This is a genomic window from Brevibacterium sp. S22, from assembly GCF_004745485.1.
Classification (GTDB): Bacteria; Actinomycetota; Actinomycetes; order Actinomycetales; family Brevibacteriaceae; genus Brevibacterium.
Window position 1 is genome coordinate 32846 of the sequence record NZ_RHFG01000003.1, and the last position, 25429, is coordinate 58274.

Here is a 25429-nt window from a genome sequence, read left to right on the forward strand (position 1 = left end):
TTTCATCTTTTACCCAGGTTTCGAGAAAGAAATTTCTACACGACGTAGCAAAAACCGCGATCTGGTGCCGAAATCTCGTTCCGGAAGCAGCTTCCGCCCGCGTGTCGAAGTCGCGATAGTATGCCGCAGGTAAGGTCCGCCCTGAGCATCGGGGCGGCGGCAACGCCTAGTGAGAGTTCAAACGGATGACCGATTCCACGCCCAAGACCACCTCGGCAGCGCAGGCTTCCCAGGCCCGCACCACGGTTCCTGCGGCCAATGTGAACTGGCCCGACCTGCTCATGGCTCTCATGCATCAGCAGGACCTCGAGGGCGACCAGGCGGCATGGGCGATGGATCAGATCATGTCGGGCAAGACTCCGGATGTGACAATGGCCGCATTTCTCGCTGCCCACCATACGAAGGGTGAGACGGTCGAAGAGATCGCCGGCCTCGTGGCGGCGATGATGGAGCATGCGGTTCCGCTGCCGGGTCTCGAAGACTCCGTCGACATCGTCGGCACCGGAGGCGACCGCGCGAAGACGGCGAACATCTCCTCTACTGCGGCGATGATCATCTCCGCCGCCGGACAGCGCGTCGTCAAACACGGCAACCGCGCGACTTCGTCGGCGTCGGGCTCGGCGGATGTGCTCGAGGCTCTCGGCGTGCGGTTCGACATCACACCCGAACAGACCGGTCAGATCGCCCAAGAGGTGGGGCTGGCCTTCTGCTTCGCCAACGTATTCCACCCGTCGATGCAGTTCGTCGCGGCAGTGCGACGCCAGATCAACGTCCCCACCGCGTTCAACATCCTCGGCCCCCTGACGAACCCGGCACGAGCCCGGCACACGGCGATCGGCGTCGCGGACGCCCAGATGGCACCTCTCGTCGTCGGCACACTGGCCAAACGCGGACATCAGGCCGTCGTGTTCCGATCAAGAGACGGTCTCGACGAATTGAGCAACACCGCTGTCAACGATGTGTGGGAAGTCCGTCACGGTGAGATCGAGCACTCGACGTTCGATGCTCTCGACCTCGGCATCGATCGGGCGACGAAGGACGACCTGCGTGGCGGCGGCCCGGACGCGAACGCCGCCATCACCCGTGCAGTCCTCGACGGTGAACGGTCGGCCGTGCGCGATATCGTGGCCATCAACGCCGCAGCGGCTCTTGTGGCCGCCGATGAATCGGCTGTGGGCACCTTCACCGAGCGATTGGCGCTCAAAATCGAAACGGCGGTGGAGACCATCGACAACGGGGGCGGGGCAGAGAAGCTCCAGCATCTCATCGAGGTCTCACACCGGGTCGCTGAGACGAACCGTTCCTGACCCGTATGCGTGGCTGGTCGCTCCCCTCCGGGGAAGTGACCAGCCGCTGCCGTCCGCTGTGATCGCGGAGAAGAGTTCAGCGGTCTCCAACCAGCCGGCCAGCAGTCGTGTCTCCTCCGGAAGCGAATCGGTCTCCTGCGGCAACCGCCCGGGTGCGGGAACCCATTCGGCAGTCGAACGCAGTGCTGACAGCGATTCGCCTATGGCCTGGCGGGCAGACACATGGCTGGCGCCGGCGAGCTTCCCGTGGCGGATGATGGCCAGATCCCAGCCAGCGTCGAAGCCGGGCGCCGCAGCGACCAGTTCAGGGAGGCATCGCAACGCCGATATCTGTTCGGCCCGAGCCGCGATCGACACCGCCGAGCGCATCGCGTCACGGACATCGGCAGCAGTCTCATATCGGGCCTCTCCTGCTAGCCGCTGCATCCTCTCTGCGGCCAAGCGCTGCAGAGAGGACAGGTCGCCGCCGAGCAGGGCAGAGAGTTCGACGATGGACTTCCGGTAGTCATCGGCATCCGTGATGCCCGCGCACGGACCCCCGCACTGACCGACCTGGGCACTCACACAGGGACGATGCTCGCCGAGGCTGCGCTTCGTAATGGTCGCCGTGCACCTCTTCACCGGGTAGAGCGTGTCGAGGAGTTCCTTGACTGCCTGTGCCGACTTCCGCGAACGGAACGGACCCAGCGGCGGGGCGGGGGAGCGTTCGAGCGCTGAGCTCGAACGGACCACCGAAAGTCGGGGGAAGAGCTCATCGCTGAGCACGATCCAGGAATTGCGTTCCGGGTTCTTCGACCGTCGGTTGTAGGGCGGTGCCAGCTCACCGATGAGGCGGATCTCGCGGACCTCTGCTTCCAGGGCATGAGCGCAGGGCAGACAGCTGACCTCCTGAGCCGCGGTGATCATCTCGGCTATGCGGCCCCGATTCTCCGAGGCGTTGAAGTAGCCGCGCACCCGTCGGGCCATATTGCCGGACTTGCCGATGTAGAGGACTCTGCGGGTGCCGTCGAGGAACATATACACGCCGGGCTCCGGCGGAACGCCCTTGGCCAGATGGGATTTCGCCTGTCGCTTCGCCCATCCCGACTGTCTGACGGTGGACAGCTCCTCCAGAGTGGTCACACCGTAGCCGCCGAAGCGTTCGAAGAGGTGGTGGAGCAGCTCACCGGTCGCACGAGCATCTGAGAGCGCGCGGTGATCGGGTTCGACCTGGGTTCCGAAATGAGCGGCGAGGGTCGAAAGCTTGTGGTTGCGCACTTCGTCGCGACCGACGACACGGCGGGCCAGGGTGACGGTGTCGAGGACCGTCGGCGTCGGCCAATGGTAGTCAAGGCGTTCACAGGCCGAGCGGAGGAAGCCGATGTCGAAGGGCGCGTTGTGCGCCACCAGCACTGCACCGATGGAGAATTCGAGGAAGCTCGGCAGCACAGAGCTGATCGGCGGGGCGTCATCGACCATCGCATGAGTGATGCCGGTGAGCCGGGAGACGAATGGGCTGATCACGGAGTGTTCGGGTTTGACCAGCGTTTGGAATTCGCCGATGACTTCTCCGCCGCGAGTCTTGACCGCTCCGATCTCGGTGATCTCCGACTGCCCGGCCCGGGTGCCGGTCGTCTCGAGGTCGACGATGACGAAGGTGACGTCTGACAGGGGAGTGCCGAGGCTGTCGAATGACAGCTGGGTGTTGTGCATGGCGCTGGGTGCACGATCGAACGGGGCGGTCATGGTGCTCAGTCTCTCAGGCGCCGGTGACATGGCATCGTTCACACCGAGGAGCCGTCGCCGTCGTCGGCGGACCGGTGGCTCGGCAGATGGAAGAACAGGCCGACTGCTCCGCCGAGGCCGACGGCCAGACCGATGAGCAGATACCACCCGGGCAGGGGGCTGAAGAAGATGGCGCCGATGAGGAGGAGTACGACCGCGCCGAGTGCAGCGGCCCAGGACAACACCAATGTGGGCGAAGCGGTGCGCCACCCGATCGGTTCGGCAGGTTCGGGTTCCCAGTGCTCGGTGTCCTCCAGAGCTTCGCGAACATCCTCGACGGGCATATCGCCCATCGTCGCTGAGGGCTCGGCGATCTGCCGGACGAGGTCGTCCCACTCCTCGTCGCTGATGCGCGAACGATCGTGTCCGATCTTCTCCGGATTGGGAACGTCTCGCCGCCAGTCCTCCCGGCCCTCGTCGTCGGGAGTCGAAGTGCTGCCGTCGTCGTTCATACCTGTTCCAGCAATTCCACCGGCGCTGCTATTCCCCGGTCTCGGACGGAGACGACCCGACCGCCTCGGCGCAGGCCCTCGTCAGGACCGCCTCGGCGATGGTCTTCGCATCGAAATCGAGGGTCGCCACGTGGCGGGACCGACGCAGAGCGACGATATGCGGCGGACGCGGAAGATCTGACCGCAGGGTACGCAACGTTCGCGGGCCGACGATGTTGTCCTCACCGGAGATCATGGCGGTGACGGGGCAGTCGATCTTCCACAGATCCTCCCGCAGGATCTTCAGAGCACTGTGGAACGAGGCCAGCGGAGCCACCGGCGTCCGTTCGTAGGCGTACTCGCTGCGATCCGGGTGCGCGATATCGCCGCCGATGGACGGAATCGTGCGCACGACGTGCCGGAGCACCGGCAGCAGGGGCGCGAAGGGCGAGTCGACGTAGAGGGCCGGATTGACGACGACGACCTCGTCCGGGGCACTCTCGGCGGCTGCCAGAGCCAGCGCCAATGAACCGCCCATCGACAGACCGGCGACGATGACCCGATCATGGTCGACCTGCAGCCGGCCGAGCTCCGCGCGCGCAGCACCGAGCCATTCAGACCACCCCGTGGCGTCCATGTCCTGCCACGAAGTGCCGTGTCCGGGCAGCTGAGGGACGCTGACGTCGATGCCTTCGGAGGCGAGCGCCCTGGCGATCGGCACCCACACGACAGGTGAACCGGTCAGTCCGTGCAGGAAGAGGATCGCGACGGATGAGCCGGCACCGAGGTCACGGTAAGCCGCCGTCGGGTCCGGCCTGAGTGTGAAATCGATCTCCATGACTCCAGCATGGCACGGATGTGATGTCCCCGACTTGGCTGTTCACGGTTCGTGTCGATATATGATTGCCGAGGACGACAAAGAGTCGTAGTTGGAAGGGTGCGCGTGTTCTACTGGTTTCTCAAGCGAGTCCTCGCCGGACCCATCCTGCGGATCCTCTTCCGTCCCTGGGTGCGGGGCGTGGACAATCTGCCGACCGAGGGCCCGGCGATCATCGCGGGAAACCACAATCACTTCATGGACTCGATCTTCGTCCCGCTGCTCGCTCCGCGTCCCGTCGTCTATCTGGCGAAGAAGGACTATTTCACCGGCCGCGGGATCAAGGGCGCGGTGACGCGCTGGTTCTTCAAGCTCAACAATCAGCTGCCCATGGACCGCGGCGGCGGCTCGGGATCGCAGGCTTCGCTCGAATCAGGCCTGAAGGTTCTGCGGGAGGGCAATTCTCTGGGCATCTATCCCGAAGGCACCCGGTCGCCCGACGGAAAGCTCTATCGCGGGCGCACCGGCATCGCACGACTCGTCCTCGAGTCCGGCGCTCCCGTGGTTCCCGTTGCGATCATCGGCACGGACAAGCTCCAGCCTGCCGGTCGCCTCGTCCCCAAACTCCGGCGTGTCGGAGTCGTCTTCGGTGCACCCATGGACTTCTCGAAGTATTCAGGCCTGCCGGTCGACCGCTTCATGCTGCGTTCGGTCACCGACGAGATCATGTACGAGATCATGCGGCTGTCCGGTCAGGAATACGTCGACACCTATGCGTCGACGGTGAAGACCAAGCTGCTGACGAGCGCGAAACCGAAGAAGACGGAAGCAGATCAGGACGTTTCCACAGGCAGAGAATCAGCCAAGAGCAGAGATGCTGCGAAAGCGCAGGACTCAGGTCGAGAAGAGCCGGAATCAGGCGGCGAAAGGCCCTCGACCTCAGCGTGAGGAGCCTGACTCACTTCGCTCCGAGTCGCCTGAACGACATCCATGTGACATGTTCGAATACTGCGGTAACGGCGACACGCTGAAATTGTTACCTCGAGGTGTTTGTCCTGGCCGGGACGGCAGAATAACTTGGAGTTGTTGAATCCCACTGTAGGTTCGCTGGGAAGAGGGCTAGAATGACTATGTTCTCGGTCCTTCCAAGCGGCCTTCGCTTCCCCCAGGGACTTTAAGGAGGAGTCGGTGTGAACCGCTCAAGTCATGAAAGCGTCGACATGACGCCGATGCCGTCAGCAGCCCAAGGGCTGCTGTTCGATGATGATCTGCCCGTGCTCGATGAAGAGGCCGGCTACCGCGGTCCCACCGTCTGCAAGGTCGTCGGCATCAGCTACCGCCGACTCGACTACTGGGCGCGCACCGATCTGGTGACCCCGTCGATCCGCAATGCGACCGGTTCCGGCAGCCAGCGGCTCTACAGCTTCCGTGACATCCTCGTCCTCAAGATCGTCAAGCGACTTCTCGACACCGGCGTCGGACTGCAGTCGATCCGCACAGCGGTTGAGCACCTGCGTTCCCGCGGCGTCGAGGACCTCTCACAGATCACTCTCATGTCCGATGGCGCCAGCGTCTTCGAATGCACCTCACCTGACGAGGTCGTCGACCTGCTCCAGGGCGGTCAGGGCGTCTTCGGCATCGCGGTCGGCCGAGTCTGGAACGAAGTCGAAGGCACGCTCTCCGAGTTCCCGAGCGAGCGGATCCCCGAAGACGACGCAGCCATCGAAGCCATGGACGAGCTCGCTGCACGCCGCGCACGCAGATCCGGCTGACAGCCGACAGCAATACCTCTCCAGCGCCGAGGCGGTCCGTCCACGAGACGGGCCGCTTTCGCCATTCATCGGCGAATGACCGAATCGGCGAGCCGACTTTCCGCGTACATTCCTTTCGAACCCCGGCCGCTGAATACGAAGCTGCCGCCCGAACATGATGTCAGGGCGGCAGTCGCATCACTGTGCGGGGGAGAGGTTACTTCTTCTCCGACCCAGCCTGGTTGGACTTCGCATCCGCACCGCGACGGCCGCGGATGTTCTCCGAGCGCAGTGCCCGTTCGAGGAGGGCGTCGAACGAACCGGCGACCTCCTCGGCGGGTTTGCCGGGCCAAGAGTGGATGGGGCGCGCGGATCCCTGAGCCTGCTGCATGACAGCTCGTTCGGCCAGAGGCGGGTTGAGCACGAGAGGACCGAACATCTCTCGCATCTCTTGGATGCGATAGTCATGTTCGGTCGAACCGGCACGCACCCTGTTGACGACCAACCCGAGTGGCTGCAGATCGGACGCACCACGCTGTCGCAGCTCGTCCGTCGCACGCAGGGCACGATCGGCAGCGGCGACGGAGAACAGGCTGGGCTCGGTCACGACCGCGACCCGGCTGCTCGCCGTCCACGCCGTGCGGGTGAGGCCGTTGAGGCTGGGAGGGCAGTCGATGAGGACCAGCCGGTAGCCTTTGGCGATCCGGGTCAGGGCGTCTTCGAGTCGGCGCAGATACCGTTCGGACAGCGAAGGCCGATCGAACTCCGCGGCCCGCGGCGAACCGGAGATCACATCGAGATGGCCGAGCCTGTCGCCGACCCACCCGGAGGGGATGATCGCCTCGGACAGGATCTTCTGGGACTTAGGAGCAGCGAGCACATCGGCGATGTCGACGCGCGTCGAGGTCGGCACATCGAGGCCGGTCGACGAGTCCGCCTGCGGATCCATATCGACGACCAGAGTGGGAATCCCTCTGTTATAGGCCGCCGAGGCCAGACCGAGCGTCACGGAGGTCTTACCGACTCCGCCTTTGAGGCTGCTGATACTTAGGACAAGCACCCTCCTACGTTAACGTATCGGCGGCTGCTGAGCCGTGCCGACCACGCCGAGACTCACGTCTCAGTCCAAAGTCGACCCCCCGGTCGCAGAGGTGTTCCAGGTCACTGAGTAGAGTATGTTCCCGACAGCTTGTCGATCAGTCGCCCAGTGCGGCCGTTACAGAAGTGAGAGACACCTATGTTCTCTAAAGTTCTCGTGGCCAACCGCGGAGAGATCGCCGTTCGTGCGTTCCGTGCCGCCTATGAGCTCGGAGCCTCCACAGTCGCGGTCTTCCCTTATGAGGACCGCAATTCCGAACACCGTATGAAGGCCGATGAAGCCTATATGATCGGTGAGGAGGGCCATCCCGTCCGCGCCTACCTCAGCGTCGAAGAGATGCTGCGGGTGGCGAAGGAGAGCGGCGCCGACGCCATCTACCCCGGCTACGGCTTCCTCTCAGAGAACCCCGATCTGGCTCGGGCCTGCGCCGAAGCAGGCATCACCTTCATCGGTCCCGAGGCCGACGTGCTCGAACTGGCCGGCAACAAGGTCCAAGCACTGGCGGCCGCACGCAATGCGGGCATCCCGGTGCTCGACTCCACCCGCCCATCGGCCGATATCGCTCAGCTGCTCGCCGATGCCGAGTCGATGGAGTTCCCCCTCTTCGTCAAGGCTGTAGCCGGCGGCGGAGGACGTGGAATGCGCCGCGTGGCTCAGGCCTCCGACCTCGAAGACGCCCTCAAAGCCGCCATGCGCGAAGCCGAAGGCGCCTTCGGCGATCCCACCGTCTTCATAGAGCAGGCAGTGCAGCGTCCCCGTCATATCGAAGTTCAGGTGCTGGCCGACAATGACTCGAACGCGATCCACCTGTTCGAACGCGACTGCTCGGTTCAGCGCCGTCACCAGAAGGTGGTCGAGATCGCTCCGGCACCGAACCTCGATCCCGAGATCGCAGACGCACTGCACACAGACGCTCTGAAATTCGCGAAGGCTCTTGGATACCAGAACGCCGGTACCGTGGAGTTCCTCCTCGAAACCGACGGCCCCCGCGCCGGCAAGCACGTGTTCATCGAGATGAACCCCCGAGTCCAGGTCGAGCACACCGTGACCGAGGAGATCACCGACGTCGACATCGTGGCCTCGCAGATGCGCATCGCCGCCGGCGCGAGCCTCGACGAGATCGGCCTGCGCCAGGACGAGATGCGCATCAAGGGTGCGGCCCTCCAATGCCGCATCACCACTGAGGATCCCGCGAACTCGTTCCGCCCCGATACCGGCACCATCACCGCCTACCGCTCAGCCGGAGGTGCAGGCGTGCGCCTCGATGGCGGAACCGTCCACGCCGGAGCCGCGGTCAGCCCCCACTTCGACTCGATGCTCGTGAAGCTCTCCTGCCGTGGCCGCGACTTCGCGCAGGCCGTCGGCCGTGCCAAGCGCGCTCTGGCGGAGTTCCGCATCCGCGGTGTGTCCTCGAACATCGGATTCCTGCGGGCCGTCCTCGACGACCCCGCATTCGTCGCCGGCGACCTGTCCACCTCCTTCATCGACGAACGTCCGCAGCTCTTCGACGCCCGCGTGAGCGCCGACCGCGGCTCGAAGCTGCTCGACTACCTCGCCGATGTCACGGTCAACCGTCCCCACGGCGAACCGGGCCTGCGCATCCGCCCCGGCGACAAGCTGCCGAACATCGATCTCTCCGAGAGCCCCGTCCCGGGCAGCCGCGACCGTCTCGCCGAGCTCGGACCCGAGGGTTTCGCCCGCGCCCTTCGCGAGCAGACGGCCCTCGCCGTCACCGATACGACATTCCGTGATGCTCACCAGTCGCTGTTGGCCACCCGCGTGCGCACCCGCGACCTTCTGGCCGTGGCCGGCCACGTGTCGCGGATGACGCCCGAGCTGCTCAGCATCGAAGCCTGGGGCGGTGCCACCTATGATGTGGCACTGCGCTTCCTCGGAGAGGATCCCTGGGAGCGTCTCGAGGCTCTGCGCGCCACGGTGCCCAACATCAACCTGCAGATGCTCCTGCGTGGCCGCAACACGGTCGGCTACACCCCGTACCCGACCGAGGTCACCGACGCATTCGTCGACGAGGCGGCTCGCACAGGCATCGACATCTTCCGCATCTTCGATGCACTCAACGACGTCGAGCAGATGCGCCCGGCGATCGAAGCCGTGCGTGGAACGAACACCTCGCTGGCCGAGGTGGCCCTGTGCTACACCTCTGACATCCTCGATCCGAAGGAAGAGCTCTACACGCTGGACTACTATCTGCGCCTGGCCGAGCAGATCGTCGACGCCGGTGCCCATGTGCTCGCGATCAAGGACATGGCCGGTCTGCTGCGCCCTGCCGCCACAGCCAAGCTCGTGACGGCTCTGCGCGAGAACTTCGACCTCCCTGTCCACGTCCACACCCACGACACCGCGGGAGGACAGCTGGCCACCCTCTATGCTGCGGCCGCGGCCGGTGCCGATGCCGTGGATGCCGCTTCGGCGGCCATGGCCGGAACCACCAGCCAGCCGAGCCTGTCGGCTCTCGTCGCCGCATTCGAGAACACCGACCGCGACACAGGCATCAGTCTCGATGCTGTCAGCGACCTCGAGCCCTACTGGGAATCGGTGCGCAAACTCTACGCACCCTTCGAATCCGGACTCGCCGGACCGACCGGTCGCGTCTACCGTCACGAGATCCCCGGCGGACAGCTGTCGAACCTGCGTCAGCAGGCTGTGGCACTCGGCCTGGGGGAGCGGTTCGAAGACATCGAGCACATGTATGCGGCCGCAGATTCGATCCTCGGCCATCTCGTCAAGGTCACACCGTCCTCGAAGGTCGTCGGTGATCTGGCGCTCCATCTCGTCGGCGCCGGAGTCGCACCTGAGGATTTCGCGGAGAACCCGGACAAGTTCGACATCCCGGATTCGGTGATCGGATTCCTCAACGGCGACCTCGGCGACCCTCCGGGCGGATGGCCCGAGCCGTTCCGCACGAAGGCCCTGGCCGGTCGCACCGCCAAGCCGCTCGTCGAGCATCTCGAACCTGCGGATGCGACTGCCTTGGAGACACCGGGCCGAGACCGGAAGGACAAGCTCAACGAGCTGCTGTTCCCCGGACCGACGAAGGAGTTCCAGGCGATGCGCTCGAACTACGGTGACCTCTCCGTCGTCGAGACCTCCGAATACCTCTACGGTCTGACCGGCGGCGAAGAGCATGCCGTCGAGCTGTCGAAGGGCAAGAACCTGCTCATCGGCGTCCAGGCCATCGGCGGAACCGACGAACGCGGGATGCGCTCGGTCATGTTCACTCTCAATGGACAGCTGCGTCCGCTGCAGGTGCGTGACCGGTCCGTCGAAAGCGAGGTCAAGACGGCAGAGAAGGCCGACCCGAACAACAGCAGCCATGTGGGCAGCCCGTTCGCCGGCGTGGTGACCATGCAGGTCCACGAGGGAGACGCGGTCGCCGTCGGCGACACCGTCGCCACGATCGAAGCTATGAAGATGGAAGCGACGATCACCACGCAGACGGCGGGAAGCATCTCCCGTGTGGCCATCGCCGATGTCCAACAGCTCGAAGGCGGAGACCTCGTTGTGGTGATCGATGCCTGAACGCGAGATCCGCCTGTGGGGCGACCCCGTGCTCCGCAGCAAGTGTGAACCGGTGACCGTCTTCGACGACAGTGTGGAAGCCATGGCCGCCGACCTCGTCGACACCGCACGGCCCGAGGGCCGTGCGGCGGTTGCCGCCCCACAGATCGGGGTCGGCCTGCGCGCCTTCGGCTACGACCTCGACGGTCGCACCGGCTATGTCATCAACCCGGAGATCGTCGAACTCGGCGGGCAGCTGCGCGATATCGAAGAAGGCTGCCTCTCCGTCCCCGGACTGTTCTTTCCCACTCCGCGCTACGAGTTCGCTCGGGTGCGCGGGGTGGATGCGAAGAATCAGCCGATCGAGGTCGAAGGCACGGAGGTCTTCGCTCAGATGCTCCAACACGAGGTGGGCCATCTCGACGGGCAGGTCTACATCCAGACCCTGCCCGGTGAGCGCCGGCGAGAAGCTATGAAGGCGATCCGTTCGGCCGACTGGTTCCTCGCTCGGATGTCCTGAGCAGACCGATTCGCGCACCATCCATCAATCCGACTGAGAAGGAGAAGTTTATGAGCATTCAGCGCACAGCCGTCATCGGCAGCGGACTCATGGGAGCCGGAATCGCCGAGGTGCTGGCGAAGTCCGGGCTCGACGTCATCGTCCGTGAGATCAACGAGGAGGCGTCCGCCGCCGGTCGTGCCCGCATCGAGAAGTCCCTGACTCGCGCAGTGGATAAGGGCAAGCTCGATGCCGCAGCCCGCGACGAGGCACTGGGCCGACTGCGGTTCACCACTGATATCAACGACCTGGCCGACCGCCAGCTCGTCATCGAAGCAGCGAGTGAGAACGAGGATATCAAGAAGTCGATCTTCGCTGAACTCGACAAGGTCGTGACCGACCCGGAGGCGATCCTCGCCTCGAACACCTCGTCGATGCCGATCATTCGCTTCGCGCAGTCGACCTCGCGTCCCGAACGCGTGCTCGGAGTCCACTTCTTCAATCCGGCACCCGTGCAGCCGCTGGTGGAGATCGTCTCCTCGGTCGTCACCGCCGAGGATGTCCGTGACACTGTCACGGGATTCGTGACGGAAGTGCTCGGTAAGAACCCGATCCAGGCAGAAGACCGTCCCGGCTTCATCGTCAATGCACTGCTGATCCCGTACCTGATCGGCGCCATCCGGATGCTCGAGTCCGGGTTCGCGACGAAGGAAGACATCGATGCAGGAATGGTCGGCGGCTGTGCCCACCCGATGGGCCCGATCAAGCTCGCCGACCTCGTCGGACTCGACACCTGCCTCTACGCTGCGCAGAGCATCTATGAGGAGACCGGCGATTCGGCCGCGAAGCCGCCGATCCTGCTCTCACGTATGGTCGATGCCGGAATGCTCGGTGTGAAGTCAGGGCGCGGCTTCTACGAATACTGAGCCGAACCCCAGCCGCAGCCGAGAAACGCCAGCGGCAGACAGGTCCGCCCCGAACCATTCGGTTCGGGGCGGACCTGTCTGCTCCTGCGGTCAGACGTATGTCTCACTGTCCGGCTCCGCTTGGCACTGAGGTTCTGCGCGGGAATCAGACTCGGCTTGGAGTTCAGCCGGCCAGAAGCTTTTCATAGCTGGCCAGCCGCACACAGGCAACGAGCCCCTGAGCAGCGAGTTCGACCTCGTCGAGAGTCGGCATCGTCGGGGCGATGCGGATGATGTTGTTATGCGGGTCCAGCCCGTACGGGTGAGTGGCTCCAGCCGGAGTCAGCTTGACTCCGGCTTCTGCGGCGAGTTTGACGACCCGATCGGCGATGCCCTCCATCGTGGTCAGAGTGATGAAGTAACCGCCGTCCGGGGAGGTCCAGTGTGCCAGATCGTCTGCCCCGAGTCCGTCCTCCAGCGCCTTGAGCACGGCATCGAATTTCGGTGCGATGATCGCGGCATGTCTGCGCATATGCGCTTCGACTCCGGCGGAGTCGGAGAAGAACCGGACATGGCGCAGCTGATTGATCTTGTCGGGGCCGATCGCGACCTTCCCGAGATTGGCTCGCATCCAGTCGACTGTGGCCGGGCCACCGGCGAAGAACGACACTCCGGCCCCAGCATGAGTGATCTTCGAGGTCGAGGCGAAGATCCATGCCCGTTCGGGATTGCCCGCCTCGGCGCACAGAGAGAGGATGTCGAGATTGACCGGATGGTCCTCACGCAGGTGGTGCACCCCGTAGGCGTTGTCCCACAGCAGAGCGAAATCGGGCGCAGCGGTCGGCATCGCCGCGAGTTCGCGTGCCCGCGCCTCGGTGATGGTGACGCCTGTGGGATTGGAATACATCGGCACCAGCCACATGCCCTTGACCGCCGGATCATCTGCCAGGCGCTGCGCCTCGGCGATGATCGGGCCCTCCTCGTCCATGGGAATGGTCAGCAGTTCGAAACCGAGGGATTCGGCCAGGGTGAAATGGCGGTCATAGCCGGGGACGGGGCACAGGAGCTTGTGCGGCCCGTGACCCCATGGGCGATCATCGACGGCCGTCCCATGCATCAGGGCGAAGGTCAGCGCCTGGGTCATGAATGTCAGAGAGGCATTGCCTCCGGCCAAAAGCTGGGCGGCCGGCACCTTGAACAGCGGGGCGAAGATCTCTCGCAGCTCGACGAGCCCGTCGAGACCGCCGTAGTTGCGAGTGTCGACCCCACCGGGAGTGAAGACGTCGTCACCGCTGACAGCAGTGAGCAGATCGGCGGCGAGGTCGAGCTGCTCAGGGGCCGGCTTGCCCCGCGTGATGTCGAGAGCGAGGCCTCGAGAGGCGAATTCCTCGTAGGCGGCGGAGGCCTCATCCAATTTGGATGGGAGGTCGGACGGTGCGGACATGCTGGCTCCTTAGGGCTGGGAACGGGCCGTTGTCTCCATCCTATCGACTCGCTGAACACCACCGACGCTAGAGTGGTCTGCAGCGGTCGCCCGAACGACCGTTGGAGACTCGGTGAAAGGCAGACTCAGATGGTGCGACCACGCGCACAGGCCGCCCACGGGCGCGGTTTCGGTGCTCAGGCCGGAGTCTACGACGAGGTGCGTCCCGATTATCCCGACGCCGCACTCGATCTGGCTCTGACCGGCTGGAACCGGCGCTGGTCCGAACTGCGGGTGTGCGACCTCGGTGCGGGCACCGGGATACTCAGTCGCAGGCTGCTCGCACACGGTACGGATCTCATCGCCGTCGATCCCGACACGGCCGCACTCGAACGCAATCCTGCACCGACCCGTGTGGGCACGGCTGAGGACACCGGCCTGGATTCGGAAAGCCTCGACCTCGTCACTGTAGCTCAGGCGTGGCATTGGTTCGACGAAGCGAGAGCCGCCGCCGAGGTCGCCCGCATCCTCAGACCCGGAGGTCGGCTGCTCATTCTCATCAACCAGCTCGATGTCCGCATCGACTGGGTGCTGCGCCTGAGCCGGATCATGCACGCCGGTGACGTCTACCGACCTCAGTACAGACCTCACCCCGGCGGGGGACTGGCTCTCACAGATCATCTGCTCGTCGACTTCACCACTGAGCTGTCCGTCGATGGAATCGTCGATCTGGCTCGCACGCGTTCCTACTGGCTGCGTTCCGGCCAGCAGACGCGGACCCGAGTCGAATCGAACCTGCGCGAATACCTCCGTGTCGAACACCCGGTGCCGGACACGGTGGATCTGCCGTATATCTGCCTGGCCTACCTCCTGGAACGGCGCTGAACGAAAGAAGTGGGCCACACCCTGGTGTTCAGGTGCGACCCACTTCTGTGCGCCGGAATGCTGAGCTGGAATCAGCCGTCGATGCCGGGGGAACGGGGCTCGTCCGACGAGGACGATTCGACCACCTCGGGGGCGGTCTGTCCTGAGTCGTGAGAGACGGCGATCTTCCGTGGGCGAGCTTCCTCGGCGACAGGGATCGTCAGCGTGAGCACGCCATCGCTGTAATCGGCGCGGATACGGTCCAAAGCAACCCGGTTGCCCAGCGTGAGCTGGCGAGCATAGGTGCCGTTGGTGCGTTCCCGCGTCAGCCATTTCACGTCTTTGTCGGCGACCTCGGATTCGCGGCGAGCACGAACCGTGAGCGTGCGGTCCTCGACGTCGACATCGATGCTGCTCGGATCGACTCCGGGCATGTCGATGCGGGCGATGAAGACTTCTCCGTCACGGTAGAGGTCCATCGGCAAGGTGGTCGCATTCGGGGTGCGGGTCACCTCGGAGAAGAATCGGTCGATGTCACGGATGGGGTCGAAACGTGTAGCCATGTGCTTCCTTTCGTTCGGGTCCTACATTGAGTCAAACACACTCAACTTTGAAATGATTCCAAACTCATGAAATTCTCAGCCTGTGAGCCTGGTTCCCATACTCCTCGCCCTTCTTCCCGTCACGGTGCTCATCGCTGTCGGCCTCGGGCTCAGACGGCTGCCGGGATTTCGGAGTCCGGAGTTCTGGTCGGGCGCGGAGAAGCTCGCCTATTACTGTCTGCTGCCGGTTCTCCTCTTCACCTCCGTCGCCGAGGTGGACGTGGCCCATGTCCCGCTCGCGCGCTTGGCAGCGGCGCTCGTGGTTCCCACTGTGATCGTGTCCGTCGGCATCGTCGTTGCCCGCCGAGTCGTCGCTGACGATCTGCCCGCCTTCACCTCCGTGCTGCAGGGTGGAATCCGCTTCAACACCTATATCGGCCTGTCCCTGGCGGGAAGCCTGTTCGGCTCGGAAGGCAGTGCTGTTGCTGCTATCGTCGCCGCGATCCTCGTCCCCACGGTGAATGTCATCTCGAGCCTCGGCTTCGAGTTCCTGCGCACGGGTCCGAGCTCTCTGCTTGCGCTGCTGCGCGCCATCGTGACGAATCCTCTGGTGCTCGGCTGTGTCGCCGGGGTCGTGGCGAACGTCAGTGGGCTCGGTCTGCCGAGTGTGGCAGCAACCGTCCTCGACCCGTTGGCTGCCGCCTCGCTGCCCATCGGTCTGCTGTGTGTCGGTGCCGGCCTGCAGACGTTCTCCGGGCGAGACCATGCCCGAGCCATAGTCGTCTCGACCCTCATCAAGCTGGTCGTGCTGCCTGGGCTGTCACTGGCGGCTCTGTCCGCCTTCGACATCCCAGCGGTGCCGGCGCTGGTCGGGCTGATCTTCCAGTCAATTGCGACAGCGAGTTCCGGCTATGTCATGGCCCGGCAGCTCGGGGGAGATGCGAAGCTCATGGCCGCCCTCATCGCCGGCCAGACCGTCGCAATGCTCGTGACGCTGCCGGTCGTGCTCGTCATCGGACAATTCGTGCTCGGCTGAAGACGAACTCCTCTCCGATGCCTCGGGGTCAAACAGAATGACGGCCGACCCCGGGCTGGGGTCGGCCGTCATTCACTCGCTCCGAATGCTCACTCAACTCGGGACGTTCGATATGAGCGCTGAAGGTGAGTATGTCACTCGCTGTCTGCGGTGATATCGGGGTGGCGTGAGCCGAGTTCGGAATCGATGCGCAGGACACCGGCGCCGTCGTTGCCGACGCGCTCGAGGCGGCCGATGATCTCGGAGATGCTCGACTCTTCCTCGACCTGCTCATCGATGAACCAGTGGAGCAGCGGCAGAACGTCGAGATCGGCTTCTGCCTGGGCGGTGCGATAGAGGTTGCGGATGGACTCCGAGACCTTCTCCTCGTGGGCCAAAGCGGCCTTGAAGAAGTCGATCGGCTGCGATCCCGAGACCTTCGGAGCGGCGATATCGCCGATCTGAGGAGCGAATCCGCGGTCGAGGCAGTGCTGGGTGAACTTTGCGGCGTGAACCTGCTCTTCTTCGGACTGAGCGCGCATCCAGCGCGTCATGCCGGGAAGATCGAGATCGTCGATCTGGATGGAGAGCTGCAGGTAGACCAGCGAAGCTTCGAGTTCGAGGGTGACCTGCTCGTTGAGGACCTTCTGCATTGCGGGGCTCAGGTGCATCTTTTACTCCTTTGCGGTTCGAGGCGGATCCATTCCGCCTGCTTAGAGAATATCCTGACACCTTTTCTAGAACGGTTCCAGTGTGGAAAGGCTCGGCAAACTCTTCCCAGGTATGCCATACCTGCCTCGAACGAGGGACGACAGCTGTTCGGAACTCAGCGCCGAGTCCTGCTCAGAGTGCCGGCCGCCGGGAGTGGTGTCCGGTCGCGGCTTCGAAGGCATGAGCGACACGGAGCAGCTCGACATCAGCACCTGGTTTCGCCACGATCTGAACCCCCACAGGCAGACCCGATTCCGAGAACCCGGCCGGCACCGAGATCGCGGGGCACCCGGTTGCCGAGATGAGACACAGCGCGCGCATCCAGTCGAGGTAGCTGCTCAGCTGCACCCCGTTTATCTGCGTCGGATACTCGATTCCCGCGTCGAACGGCAGGACCTGGCAGGTGGTGAGCACGAGAACGTCGTGACCGGTGAAGTAGCGGTCGATCTCGCTGTGCAGGCGAGAGCGAGCGGATTCGGCCGAGGCCACCTCGGCGCCGGTGAGATCGAGACCCATGCGGATGTTCCACCTCACCGATTCCTTGATCATGTCCGGATGCGCCTCATACAGTCCTCCCCAGGAGCTGACGAAGTCGAGGGCACGGCGAACATTGAACACCTCATCGGCGTCGGTGAGGTTCGGAATCTGCGCATCCACATGGGCACCGAGGTCGCTGAACACCGGCGCAGTCGACGCGACGATCTCGGCAACCTCGGTTTCGATCGGCAGCAGTCCTCCCAGATCGGGATTGAAGCCGACCCGCAGACCGGTGAGGTCGGGGGAGCGGTCCGCACCGAGCGCGAACTCCGGGAGGTCGAAGAGACCACCCGGGTCTGGTGTCGATCCCGGAGCCGAGGCGTGCGGCCCGGCGGCCACCGACATCAGCAGTGCCACATCGGAGACCGTGCGTGCCATGAATCCGCTCTGCGACAGCCACGCATACGGGTTGCCCGGCGGCACGTGCGGGATGCGGCCGTTGCTCGGTCGCAGGCCCACAACATTGTTGAACGATGCAGGAGAGCGCAGCGATCCACCCATATCCGACCCGTCCCCGGAGGCCTGAATGCCTGCTGCGAGGACTGCACCCACACCGCCGGAGGAACCCGAGGCGGATTTGGTCCGGTCATAGGGATTCACTGTCGTGCCGAACAGTTCGTTGAAGGTGTGCGAACCGGCAGCGAACTCGGGAACATTCGTCTTGCCTGTCGTCGTGATCCCCGCGGCTCTGAGGCGGGCGACGATGAGCGCATCGGATTCGGGCATGTGGTCGGCCATGAGCGGCGATCCCCAGGTCGTGCGCATTCCCGCTGTGTCGTGAGTGTCCTTGTGAGTCATCGGCACCCCGTGCAGCGGTCCGAAGCTCTCATCGCGGGCAGCCGCGGCATCGGCGGCTTCAGCCTGAGCGAAGGCGGCCTCGTCATCACGGGTGACGACGGCATTGAGGGCTGGGTTGACCTCATCGATGCGGTCGAGATGGACCTGCAGCGCCTCACGGGCCGAGACTTCTTTGGCAGCGATTTGGGCTGCCAGCTCACGGGTCGACCACCACAGCATCTCCTCACTCATGCGCGGTCCTTTCCGACCTTGTTCAGCACTGCAGACAGTGCGGCCCTGATGCCGGTCTCGAGCGTGGTCTCGACATCGTCGGGGGCGAAGAACGGGGAGTGGTTCCCAGGCGGGGTCTGCCCGCCTTCGAACTTCGCGGGGGAGTAGCCGCCGAAGAACCAGTACACGTAGGGCACTCCGATATCGTCGCCGAATGCTCCCACATCCTCGCTGCCGGTCGACGGCTGTTCGAGGTGGACGTGGTCGGTTCCGAGTTCGGCGCCGACGTGGGTGAGGAACGACTCGGTCTCCGCGGGGTCATTGAAGCAGCGCGGGAACCGGTACATCTCCTCGATCTCGGGTTCCGGGGCTCCGGAAGCCAGAGCCTCGGCGAGGATGATCCGGCGGACGCGTTCGAGGACGACTTCGCGGACCTCCTCGGTGAAGGTGCGGATATTGAGTGTGAACTCCGCTGAGTCGGGGATGATGTTCTCTTTGAGCCCGCTGTGGAACGTGCCGACGGTGACGACGGCCATATCGTTGCCCGAGATCTCACGGGACACGACCGACTGGAGGCGGGTGATCATATATGCGCCGAGCACGATCGGGTCGATGCCATTCTCCGGCTGAGAACCGTGCGTCTGCAGGCCTCTGACGGTCACACACAGGCAGTCGGACATCGCCATGGCGGTGCCGCTGCTGACGTAGAGGTGCCCGGCGGGGATCGGCCACACGTGCTGACCGAAGATCACTTCGGGACGCACAATCCGGCCCCAGAGCCCGTCGTCGAGCATTGCGCGCGCACCCTGGCCGGTCTCCTCACCGGGCTGGAAGATCATGACCACGGTTCCCGACCACAGGTCCGTGTGTGCGAGGAGGTGCTTGGCCAGGTAGAGCCCGACCGTGATGTGCGTATCGTGGCCGCAGCCGTGCATGACCTTCGTCGTCCCGCCGTCGGGAAGAGTGCCGTCGGCGGTAGAAGCGTAGTCGAGTCCGGTGTCCTCGGTGATCGGCAGTCCATCGATATCGGCGCGGTATCCGATGACGGGCCCATCACCGTTTTCGATCACGGTCACGACTCCGGTGCCGCCGAAGGTGTGGGTGGTGAGTCCGAGGGACTGGAGACGGGAGGCGATGTCAGCGGCGGTGTTCGTCTCCTGCATCGACAGCTCGGGTGTCTGGTGGAAGTGCTTGTAGTCCGTGATCGTCTGGTCGAGATCAGCACTGATCGACGCGCGGAGGGCGGGGTTGAGAGACATATCGTCCTTTCAGCAGTGGTCTGGTGCCATCTTGGCAGGAATTCTCGAATTCGGTCGGCGATCTCGGGGGTCGAGCGCCGGGCGCATTCCGTCGTCAGTTGATGCCGACGGTTTCGGTGCCGTCACCACCGGCCTTCTTGTCCGTGACCGACTTGCTGCGGGTGAACCACGTGATGAGGATGGTCAGGAACACGACGATGGCGACGTCTCCGGGAGCGAGTACGGGAAGCAGCCGAACGAGCACGAGAATGACCAGTGCCGCCATGCCGAGAGCGATGAGTGTGGATTTGAGCTGCTTGAGCGAGGCGATGAGCTGAACGGTGACACCGCCGAGGATGGCCGGGAGGATATAGAGCTTCGCGACGAGGGTGATCGGCTCAGGAATAAGGGCGACCAGCCAGGTGCCGAGGATTCCGACGAAGATGACCATAGAGGCGACGTGGATGATCGCGGCCCCGCAGATGGCCATCGTTGCCGCATACTCGCCCTTGCGGGTTCCGGGCTTCGCGCCGATCGTATCCTGAGCGACGATCGCCGAGGGCAGCAGTTTGTTCGCGACGTTGCCGATCATGAATGCCTGGTACATGCCGGCGGGTCCGAGGATCGGGAAGTAGGTGAGAGGTTCGACGATATAGAAGACTCCGTAGACGGCGAACACGGCGAGGAATCCCTTGAGGATCTGCCCGACGTCGATGTTCGCATCCGCGACGAACAGCAGATAGAAGGGCACCGAGGTGGCGATGAGGAATCCGATGAACAGGGTGATCGAACCCCACCGGCTGGTGGTGCGTTCGAATGCCGCGTGTGAAGGCGACGTGATGATCGATGACATGTTCTCTCCTCAGGCTTCGGGCAGTCCGAGACCGGCATAATGGGCGAAGTAGGCGGCGACGAGGCCGATGAGCAGGGAGAATCCCAGTCCCCATTCCTTCAGCCAGTTCAGTTTGAGCATTTTGGCCAACAGCAGGCAGATGCTCATCACCACGGCCGAGACGATGACGGCGATGACGTGGGTCGGTGACTTGGGCAGCTCGCGGAAAGTCAGTGCCGCGAAGGCCGCGAGCAGTGCCGCACCCGGGATAATCGACATGAGTGCCGGGTTGACCTTCTCGAGCTTGTGGGAGCTGCGTTTGAAGATCGGGGTGAGAATGAGGGTGGAGATCATCCAGCCTGCTCCCGACAGGCTCATCGCCATGAGAGCGACGATGAAGACTCCGCGGGTGAAGGTCTCGTCACCGAGATTGGCGCCCATGGTTCCTGCTGCCAGAGAGGCGGAGGCCACCTCGGTGGCGGCAGATCCGATGAGCCCGACGCGGACGACGACCGGGGGAGTGCCGAACAGCGGCAGCAGAGCGATGGCGACGAGGACCACCGAAAGAGACGGTCCGATCGCGGCGACCCCACCGGCGCGGAATGCCGAACGGACTTCCGTCTGGCTCATTCCTGCGGACTCGGCGTTCTTCTTCACCGCTGTCATGTAGATGAGCGACTGCACGACGACGACGCCCATCACCGCCATCGCGAGGATCCAGAGAATCGGTGCATTTGCGAGGCCGATATAGTCGGCCGATTCGGTGGCCAGATTCATCTGGTTCTCATTTCTTCGTTGGACTGAGGGCCACTGATGCGCAGACTTCGCTGTGTGCCGCATCACGTGTGAGTGCAATCTAACCCGCGGGGTCGACGAATTGGAGTCCAACTGGTCGGTATCTCAGATGCCGGGAACAGTTCTGCCGATGAGAGCCATCAGGGGAATCGATGAGCCGCCAGCGCAGGCGAAGCCGATTCGGGGTGCTGGACACGACACTATGATGGTCCGCACGCGAGTAGGGGAGTGGGAGCGTTACATGGATCCGGTCATCGATGAGGCACTCGACCGTGCGGAGACCTGTTGGGTCACGGCCCTCGCCCGCGTGAGACCAGGTGACCTCGACGCCGTCAGTGGCTGCCCAGAATGGACTAATCGTGAGCTCATCAATCACCTCGTCGGTGGTGGCCTGCGCTATGCGAAGCTGCTTGGGCAGGCCGAACCTGCTGAAGTGGAGGCGACCAGGGGAGTCGACCACCTCGGCGAAGACCTTCTCGAAGCGTTCTGGGTCCAGGAGCGGACCTTCCGGTCATTGGCGGGGGAGTGCGACCTCGAGGTCACTGTGGCGCATCGCATCGGAAAGATCCCTGGCAAGCAGTTGGTGCGGATGCGCATCCTCGAGCTCGCGCTCCATGCCGCAGATCTGTCCAGGGGGACCGGAGAGCCGTGGCCGATTGATGACGAATTGGCTGTATTCATCGCTGCTGAACTCGGGGATCTCATCGTTCAGCTCGGGTCGACCGGAGGGTATGCGCACCCACGTGCCGAAGACGGTTTGCCGGCATCACCTGCTGAGCGCGTGCTCCGGATCTCCGGTCGCTGAACGGTCGTGAGTGGAACTGCTCGGAACTACTGAGCCTTCTTCTTTGAGATGTGCATGGTGATGTGCGCGGTGACGAAGACGGTGCCTTCGGCATCGATGACGTCGACAGGCACGACAAGGTCGAACTTATCGTCGCCGAAGACCGGGATCTCGTCGAGGCGCGCAATCGCGGTGACGTTCGTGTCTGCCTTGGCCTTGTATTCGACGGTCATTCCGGCGGGAATCCAGCGATGTGTGGAGGGGACCGTGGCTTCGGTCATCATGCCGCCGGCGATCTCTGCCATATTGCACGAGGCAATGGCATGGTAGGTGCCGATATGGTTGCGCACTCCGCGGCGATTCGGCGCGCTGACTCGGCAATAGCCCGGACGCATCTCATGGATGAGCGGGTGGACAGTGCGGAAATAGGGGGCTTTGAAGCACACGGCCTGAGTGAAAAGATGCTTGCCCAGGGGGAAGTCCTGCAACTTCTTCCACAGCGTATTGATCTTTCCGCTGCCGGGGATCGCTGTGAGCGGTGCTGGGTCTGCGGTCATCGTGTGGTCCTTCCGTGCGGGCGATACGAGGATTCTGCTGAGGAGCCGAGCTGATCGTCCGCTGCCGCTGTGAGCTAAGTTACTTTGCAGTAGACCCTAGCAGGTGCGTGCTCTCAATCACAGTCAGACCATTCGGCCAGTGTGTGGTCGCGAGTGCGCACGAGCAGCTCGCGGAGCACGCCGCGGTCAATGTTTTTGAGGCGAGTGAGATACAGACAGGCCGTGCTGCTGCGGTAGCTGCCCAGTCGCGCCATGAGATCCGGCCAGTGGTCCTCGAAGTCGCTTGTCAGGTAGATCGTGTGCTGACGTGCGGCGGGGGAGAAGGCTAGGACCGGCACGATGCCGCTATGGCCTGACTCGTATGTGTACGCGACTTCGCCGAAGCCGATGATCCGCGAGGCCCAAACGACAGGCTGTTCGCCGGAGACCGCACCGAAAAGTGCGCACAGTTCCTCAGCTTCGGCTCGGCGCGGACCCTGCGCGCGGTCGAGAGCATCGACGACAGGTTCGCCGGTCGGCCTCATTGCCGGTGTCCGCTGTGCCATATCAACTCCTGATTCGTCGTCGAATGTTCATCTGTGTCGGTGGCCCCGTTTCGTCAGTGTCCACCATAGACGCAGCGGCGGAGAGCGGCCCTCTGATCTTTACTTAACATTGGGCCCATCTCATGGATGAGCGGGTGGGCGGTACAGAAATAGGGAGCCTTGAAGCACACGGCCTGAGTGAACAGATGCTTGCCCAAGGGGAAATCCTGCAGCTTCGTCTACAGTGCATTGACCTTTCCGCTGCCGGGGATCGCTGTGAGCTAAGGAATCCTAGTATCAGCGGGCGCTCCGTGCCGTTTGCACCTGCAGTTCACTGTGGGGGAGTGCCTACGCCGGTCGGCCCTCTGCCTGTCGCGCGTTGCTGAGCAGACGGCCGCGGATCAGTGTGCACGCTGGGCTATTGCGCGAAGGAACTCCACATTCTCGGCGTCGCGATTGACTTCTTCGGTGTTGGCCGTTCCGTAATTCCGGTTTGCCGAGAGCTTTACGATGACTGATTCGGTCTCAGGGTCGACATAGACAAACTGGTTGAGAACGCCGATAGCGCTGTAGCCGCCGCGATCACCCGCAGGAATCCACCATTGGTACCCGTAGCCGAGAGACATTGCGTGGTCTCCCACCAGTGGCTTCCCAGGTTCGCGAATCGCGGAGTTGATGCTTGTCGAGTCCCGCACCCACTGTTCGTCCACGATCTGTCGACCCTGCCAGCTGCCTTCATTGCGGTACAGCTCTCCCAGCCTGGCGAAATCACGCGCGGTGAGATTGAGTCCGGCATAGGACATCTCCGTACCCGCGAGGTCGGTGACCCAGTATCCGGGAGACTCGAATCCCAAAGGGTTGACTAGCTTCTCCTGCATGTAGTCTGCGACAGAATGCCCCGTTGCCCGGGCGATCAGGGCACCCAGAATCTGGGTCTCGCCCGAATTGTAACGGCATACAGTTTCGGGCTCATGCTCGCGAACCATCCGCGCGACGAAGTCATCCAGGCCACCGCCTACTCCTAACATTGCCATACTGACTTGAAAGATGTCGGACTCCGTATCGGAGTAGTCCTCATTCCATCGGGCACCGGATGACATCTGCAACACGGTCCGGATCGGGACTCCGTCGTATGCCGATCCTGGATTGACCGGTACGTATCGGCTGATCGGGTCGTCGATGTTCTCGATTCGGCCTTCAGCGATGGCGATCCCGACCAGCGCCGAAATGAAGCTCTTGGCTACCGACATGGACAGCCAGTTCACGTCCGGGCCGCCGGTGAGCCAATACTGTTCGTACCGAATCGCTCCGTCGACAATGACGAGGAGGGCCGCGGTGTCGGTGTCCACCAGCAGCTTCTCGCTTGAGCGTTCTTCTCCGTTGAATGTGTAGGTCTCGGGAATAGAGAGTGCTTCAGCCTCCGGCCAGGTATATGGCTTCGGTGAGGGAGTCATCGTTGCGGTCGGGGCGAGTTCCTTGATTCGGCAGAAGTTGGTGTGCTGCGGAGCTCCGGTGAAAAGTCCCATTTCAAGCATCTCATTCGGTGAATCAGTCATCATCGTCTCCCATAGACTTGTCGACCAGTCAAAGCAGGTCGGTTCGAAGTGAGTTTAACTCTGGGGCGATACTAGCAGTTCCAACTGGTACTAGCACCGGCTGGAACCCATATTTACCCGCAACGACGGGCAGTTGCGCCATCGCAGGTGCAGCAGTAATTCAATGAAAAGTGAGTACTTACCAGGTGATGAGCGAACACAGGGGAGTGGCGCCAGAACGCCGGGCGAGAATTGAATGCTTGCTATGCTCGATCCGTGACCTCGGAAAATGGTGGCCAGACTGATGGTCGAACGCTACGCTTCCAGCATCGACGCCCCGAGATCCTTGGGGCTTTGACCGAGTACATACTTGAGCACGGCGTCGGAGATCTGTCCCTTCGTCCCGCCGCAGATGCCATCGGCGTCACCCACACCACGTTGCTCAGACACTTCGGATCGAAGGAGGGGCTGCTGCTCGAGGTCCTGGAAGAGATCCGTGTGGACTTCATCGCTCGGATAGCGCCCGAAAGCAGCCGCGTCGAAGTAACCGATCTGGGTACGCTGCTGAGGAAACAGTGGCGAGCTCTGACGACCGATCGCGAATTGCGTCAATTCAGACTCCTGTTCGAACTGACCGCTCAGACTCGTGCGAGCCGACCAAACGACGGACGTCGACGCGTTCACGATGCTGTGTCCAGGGATTTCACCGCGGCGGTGCGCAATCTGCTGACGGACCACCTGGCGATTTCTGCGGCGAGGGCTGAAACCCTGGCCATTCTTGTCGTAGCTCAGTACAGGGGTCTCGTTGTCGACTTGCTGCTGACAGGCGACCGCCGCAGGACCGACGTTGCTATCGATGAGTTCATCGATATGCTCGTGCGAGCCAGCAGGGAATCATCGGCACTATGAGTCGACAGCCTCGGCAATCATCATGGTTCAGATGACGCCGTTCCGGGCCCGGGAAGGTCTGTT

General features: G+C 63.4%; 24 protein-coding genes. 10 read left to right on the top strand and 14 right to left on the bottom strand.

Translation table 11 applies throughout. The features are described 5' to 3' along the window. Positions 1-185 precede the first annotated feature (185 nt). Entirely contained in the window at positions 186-1307 is a 1122-nt protein-coding gene (gene trpD / locus EB835_RS04200; protein WP_135808237.1) for an anthranilate phosphoribosyltransferase, read from the top strand. Here the strand turns inward: trpD and EB835_RS04205 are convergent. Genes EB835_RS04205 through EB835_RS04215 form a run of 3 tightly spaced genes read right to left on the bottom strand, consistent with a single transcriptional unit; the run spans position 1275 to position 4340 of the window. Next, a complete protein-coding gene (locus tag EB835_RS04205; RefSeq protein WP_135808238.1) occupies positions 1275-3032 on the bottom strand; it encodes a DEDD exonuclease domain-containing protein in 1758 nt (585 codons plus the stop codon). The genes trpD and EB835_RS04205 overlap by 33 nt on opposite strands. Positions 3033-3070: 38 nt before the next feature. Then, entirely contained in the window at positions 3071-3523 is a 453-nt protein-coding gene (locus EB835_RS04210) for a YiaA/YiaB family inner membrane protein (RefSeq protein ID WP_135808239.1), read from the bottom strand. Between the two features lie 28 nt (positions 3524-3551). Further along, complete coding sequence (locus tag EB835_RS04215; protein ID WP_135808240.1) at positions 3552-4340, bottom strand: alpha/beta hydrolase; 789 nt, start codon at positions 4338-4340, stop codon at positions 3552-3554. Between the two features lie 105 nt (positions 4341-4445). Between EB835_RS04215 and EB835_RS04220 the strand changes: the two genes are divergently transcribed. Both EB835_RS04220 and EB835_RS04225 read left to right on the top strand, forming a co-directional pair. Beyond that, positions 4446-5267 carry a lysophospholipid acyltransferase family protein gene (locus EB835_RS04220; protein ID WP_240688537.1) on the top strand — a complete coding sequence of 274 codons (822 nt, stop codon included), beginning with the start codon at positions 4446-4448 and terminating at the stop codon, positions 5265-5267. Between the two features lie 242 nt (positions 5268-5509). Beyond that, positions 5510-6091, top strand: a complete 582-nt coding sequence (locus EB835_RS04225; RefSeq protein WP_135808241.1) for a MerR family transcriptional regulator — start codon at positions 5510-5512, stop codon at positions 6089-6091. A gap of 196 nt (positions 6092-6287) precedes the next feature. On the opposite strand, the gene EB835_RS04230 is transcribed toward EB835_RS04225, so the two are convergent. Next, positions 6288-7130 (bottom strand): ParA family protein, encoded by an 843-nt coding sequence (locus EB835_RS04230; protein WP_135808242.1) that lies wholly within the window; start codon positions 7128-7130, stop codon positions 6288-6290. Between the two features lie 177 nt (positions 7131-7307). On the opposite strand from EB835_RS04230, the gene EB835_RS04235 reads away from it, so the two are divergent. The 3 genes from EB835_RS04235 to EB835_RS04245 are packed head-to-tail and all read left to right on the top strand — an operon-like array spanning position 7308 to position 12113. After that, a complete protein-coding gene (locus tag EB835_RS04235) occupies positions 7308-10709 on the top strand; it encodes a pyruvate carboxylase (protein WP_135808243.1) in 3402 nt (1133 codons plus the stop codon). Continuing rightward, complete coding sequence (locus tag EB835_RS04240) at positions 10702-11208, top strand: peptide deformylase (RefSeq protein WP_135808244.1); 507 nt, start codon at positions 10702-10704, stop codon at positions 11206-11208. Before EB835_RS04235 ends, EB835_RS04240 begins: the two co-directional genes overlap by 8 nt. Positions 11209-11258: 50 nt before the next feature. Next, positions 11259-12113, top strand: coding sequence for a 3-hydroxybutyryl-CoA dehydrogenase (locus EB835_RS04245; protein WP_135808245.1), 855 nt, complete (start codon positions 11259-11261; stop codon positions 12111-12113). A 163-nt stretch (positions 12114-12276) separates the two neighbouring features. Here the strand turns inward: EB835_RS04245 and EB835_RS04250 are convergent, their stop codons facing one another. Continuing rightward, complete coding sequence (locus EB835_RS04250) at positions 12277-13536, bottom strand: aspartate aminotransferase type Ic (RefSeq protein WP_135808246.1); 1260 nt, start codon at positions 13534-13536, stop codon at positions 12277-12279. A gap of 129 nt (positions 13537-13665) precedes the next feature. Between EB835_RS04250 and EB835_RS04255 the strand changes: the two genes are divergently transcribed. Next, positions 13666-14400 (top strand): class I SAM-dependent methyltransferase, encoded by a 735-nt coding sequence (locus EB835_RS04255; RefSeq protein ID WP_135808247.1) that lies wholly within the window; start codon positions 13666-13668, stop codon positions 14398-14400. Between the two features lie 71 nt (positions 14401-14471). Here EB835_RS04255 and EB835_RS04260 read toward each other — a convergent pair whose 3' ends face one another. Then, entirely contained in the window at positions 14472-14942 is a 471-nt protein-coding gene (locus tag EB835_RS04260; RefSeq protein ID WP_135808248.1) for an Hsp20/alpha crystallin family protein, read from the bottom strand. An 82-nt stretch (positions 14943-15024) separates the two neighbouring features. On the opposite strand from EB835_RS04260, the gene EB835_RS04265 reads away from it, so the two are divergent. Next, positions 15025-15957: an AEC family transporter gene (locus EB835_RS04265; protein ID WP_135808249.1), complete on the top strand. Its 933-nt coding sequence runs from the start codon at positions 15025-15027 to the stop codon at positions 15955-15957. Between the two features lie 134 nt (positions 15958-16091). Here EB835_RS04265 and EB835_RS04270 read toward each other — a convergent pair whose 3' ends face one another. The 5 genes from EB835_RS04270 to EB835_RS04290 all read right to left on the bottom strand — a co-directional run bounded on the left by EB835_RS04270 (position 16092) and on the right by EB835_RS04290 (position 21039). Next, positions 16092-16607: a ferritin gene (locus EB835_RS04270; RefSeq protein WP_135808250.1), complete on the bottom strand. Its 516-nt coding sequence runs from the start codon at positions 16605-16607 to the stop codon at positions 16092-16094. Positions 16608-16779: 172 nt separating this feature from the next. Further along, positions 16780-18213 carry an amidase family protein gene (locus EB835_RS04275; protein WP_135808251.1) on the bottom strand — a complete coding sequence of 478 codons (1434 nt, stop codon included), beginning with the start codon at positions 18211-18213 and terminating at the stop codon, positions 16780-16782. After that, on the bottom strand, positions 18210-19451 hold the full coding sequence (locus EB835_RS04280; RefSeq protein ID WP_135808252.1) for an amidohydrolase: 1242 nt from the start codon (positions 19449-19451) through the stop codon (positions 18210-18212). Before EB835_RS04280 ends, EB835_RS04275 begins: the two co-directional genes overlap by 4 nt. 94 nt (positions 19452-19545) lie before the next feature. Then, complete coding sequence (locus EB835_RS04285) at positions 19546-20283, bottom strand: hypothetical protein (RefSeq protein WP_135808253.1); 738 nt, start codon at positions 20281-20283, stop codon at positions 19546-19548. 9 nt (positions 20284-20292) lie between these two features. Further along, positions 20293-21039 carry a DUF5058 family protein gene (locus tag EB835_RS04290; RefSeq protein WP_135808254.1) on the bottom strand — a complete coding sequence of 249 codons (747 nt, stop codon included), beginning with the start codon at positions 21037-21039 and terminating at the stop codon, positions 20293-20295. 259 nt (positions 21040-21298) lie between these two features. On the opposite strand from EB835_RS04290, the gene EB835_RS04295 reads away from it, so the two are divergent. Next, on the top strand, positions 21299-21862 hold the full coding sequence (locus EB835_RS04295; protein WP_135808255.1) for a maleylpyruvate isomerase N-terminal domain-containing protein: 564 nt from the start codon (positions 21299-21301) through the stop codon (positions 21860-21862). 26 nt (positions 21863-21888) lie between these two features. Here EB835_RS04295 and EB835_RS04300 read toward each other — a convergent pair whose 3' ends face one another. From EB835_RS04300 to EB835_RS04315, 3 genes are all read right to left on the bottom strand, one after another. Further along, on the bottom strand, positions 21889-22398 hold the full coding sequence (locus EB835_RS04300; protein ID WP_135808256.1) for a hotdog fold domain-containing protein: 510 nt from the start codon (positions 22396-22398) through the stop codon (positions 21889-21891). Between the two features lie 113 nt (positions 22399-22511). Next, the gene (locus EB835_RS04305) at positions 22512-22943 is read right to left on the bottom strand and encodes a DUF1801 domain-containing protein (RefSeq protein ID WP_135808257.1); all 432 of its coding nucleotides are present in this window, start codon (positions 22941-22943) and stop codon (positions 22512-22514) included. A gap of 380 nt (positions 22944-23323) precedes the next feature. Next, positions 23324-24478: a serine hydrolase domain-containing protein gene (locus tag EB835_RS04315; RefSeq protein ID WP_135808258.1), complete on the bottom strand. Its 1155-nt coding sequence runs from the start codon at positions 24476-24478 to the stop codon at positions 23324-23326. Between the two features lie 255 nt (positions 24479-24733). Between EB835_RS04315 and EB835_RS04320 the strand changes: the two genes are divergently transcribed. After that, positions 24734-25366 (top strand): TetR/AcrR family transcriptional regulator, encoded by a 633-nt coding sequence (locus EB835_RS04320; RefSeq protein WP_135808259.1) that lies wholly within the window; start codon positions 24734-24736, stop codon positions 25364-25366. Positions 25367-25429: the final 63 nt, after the last annotated feature.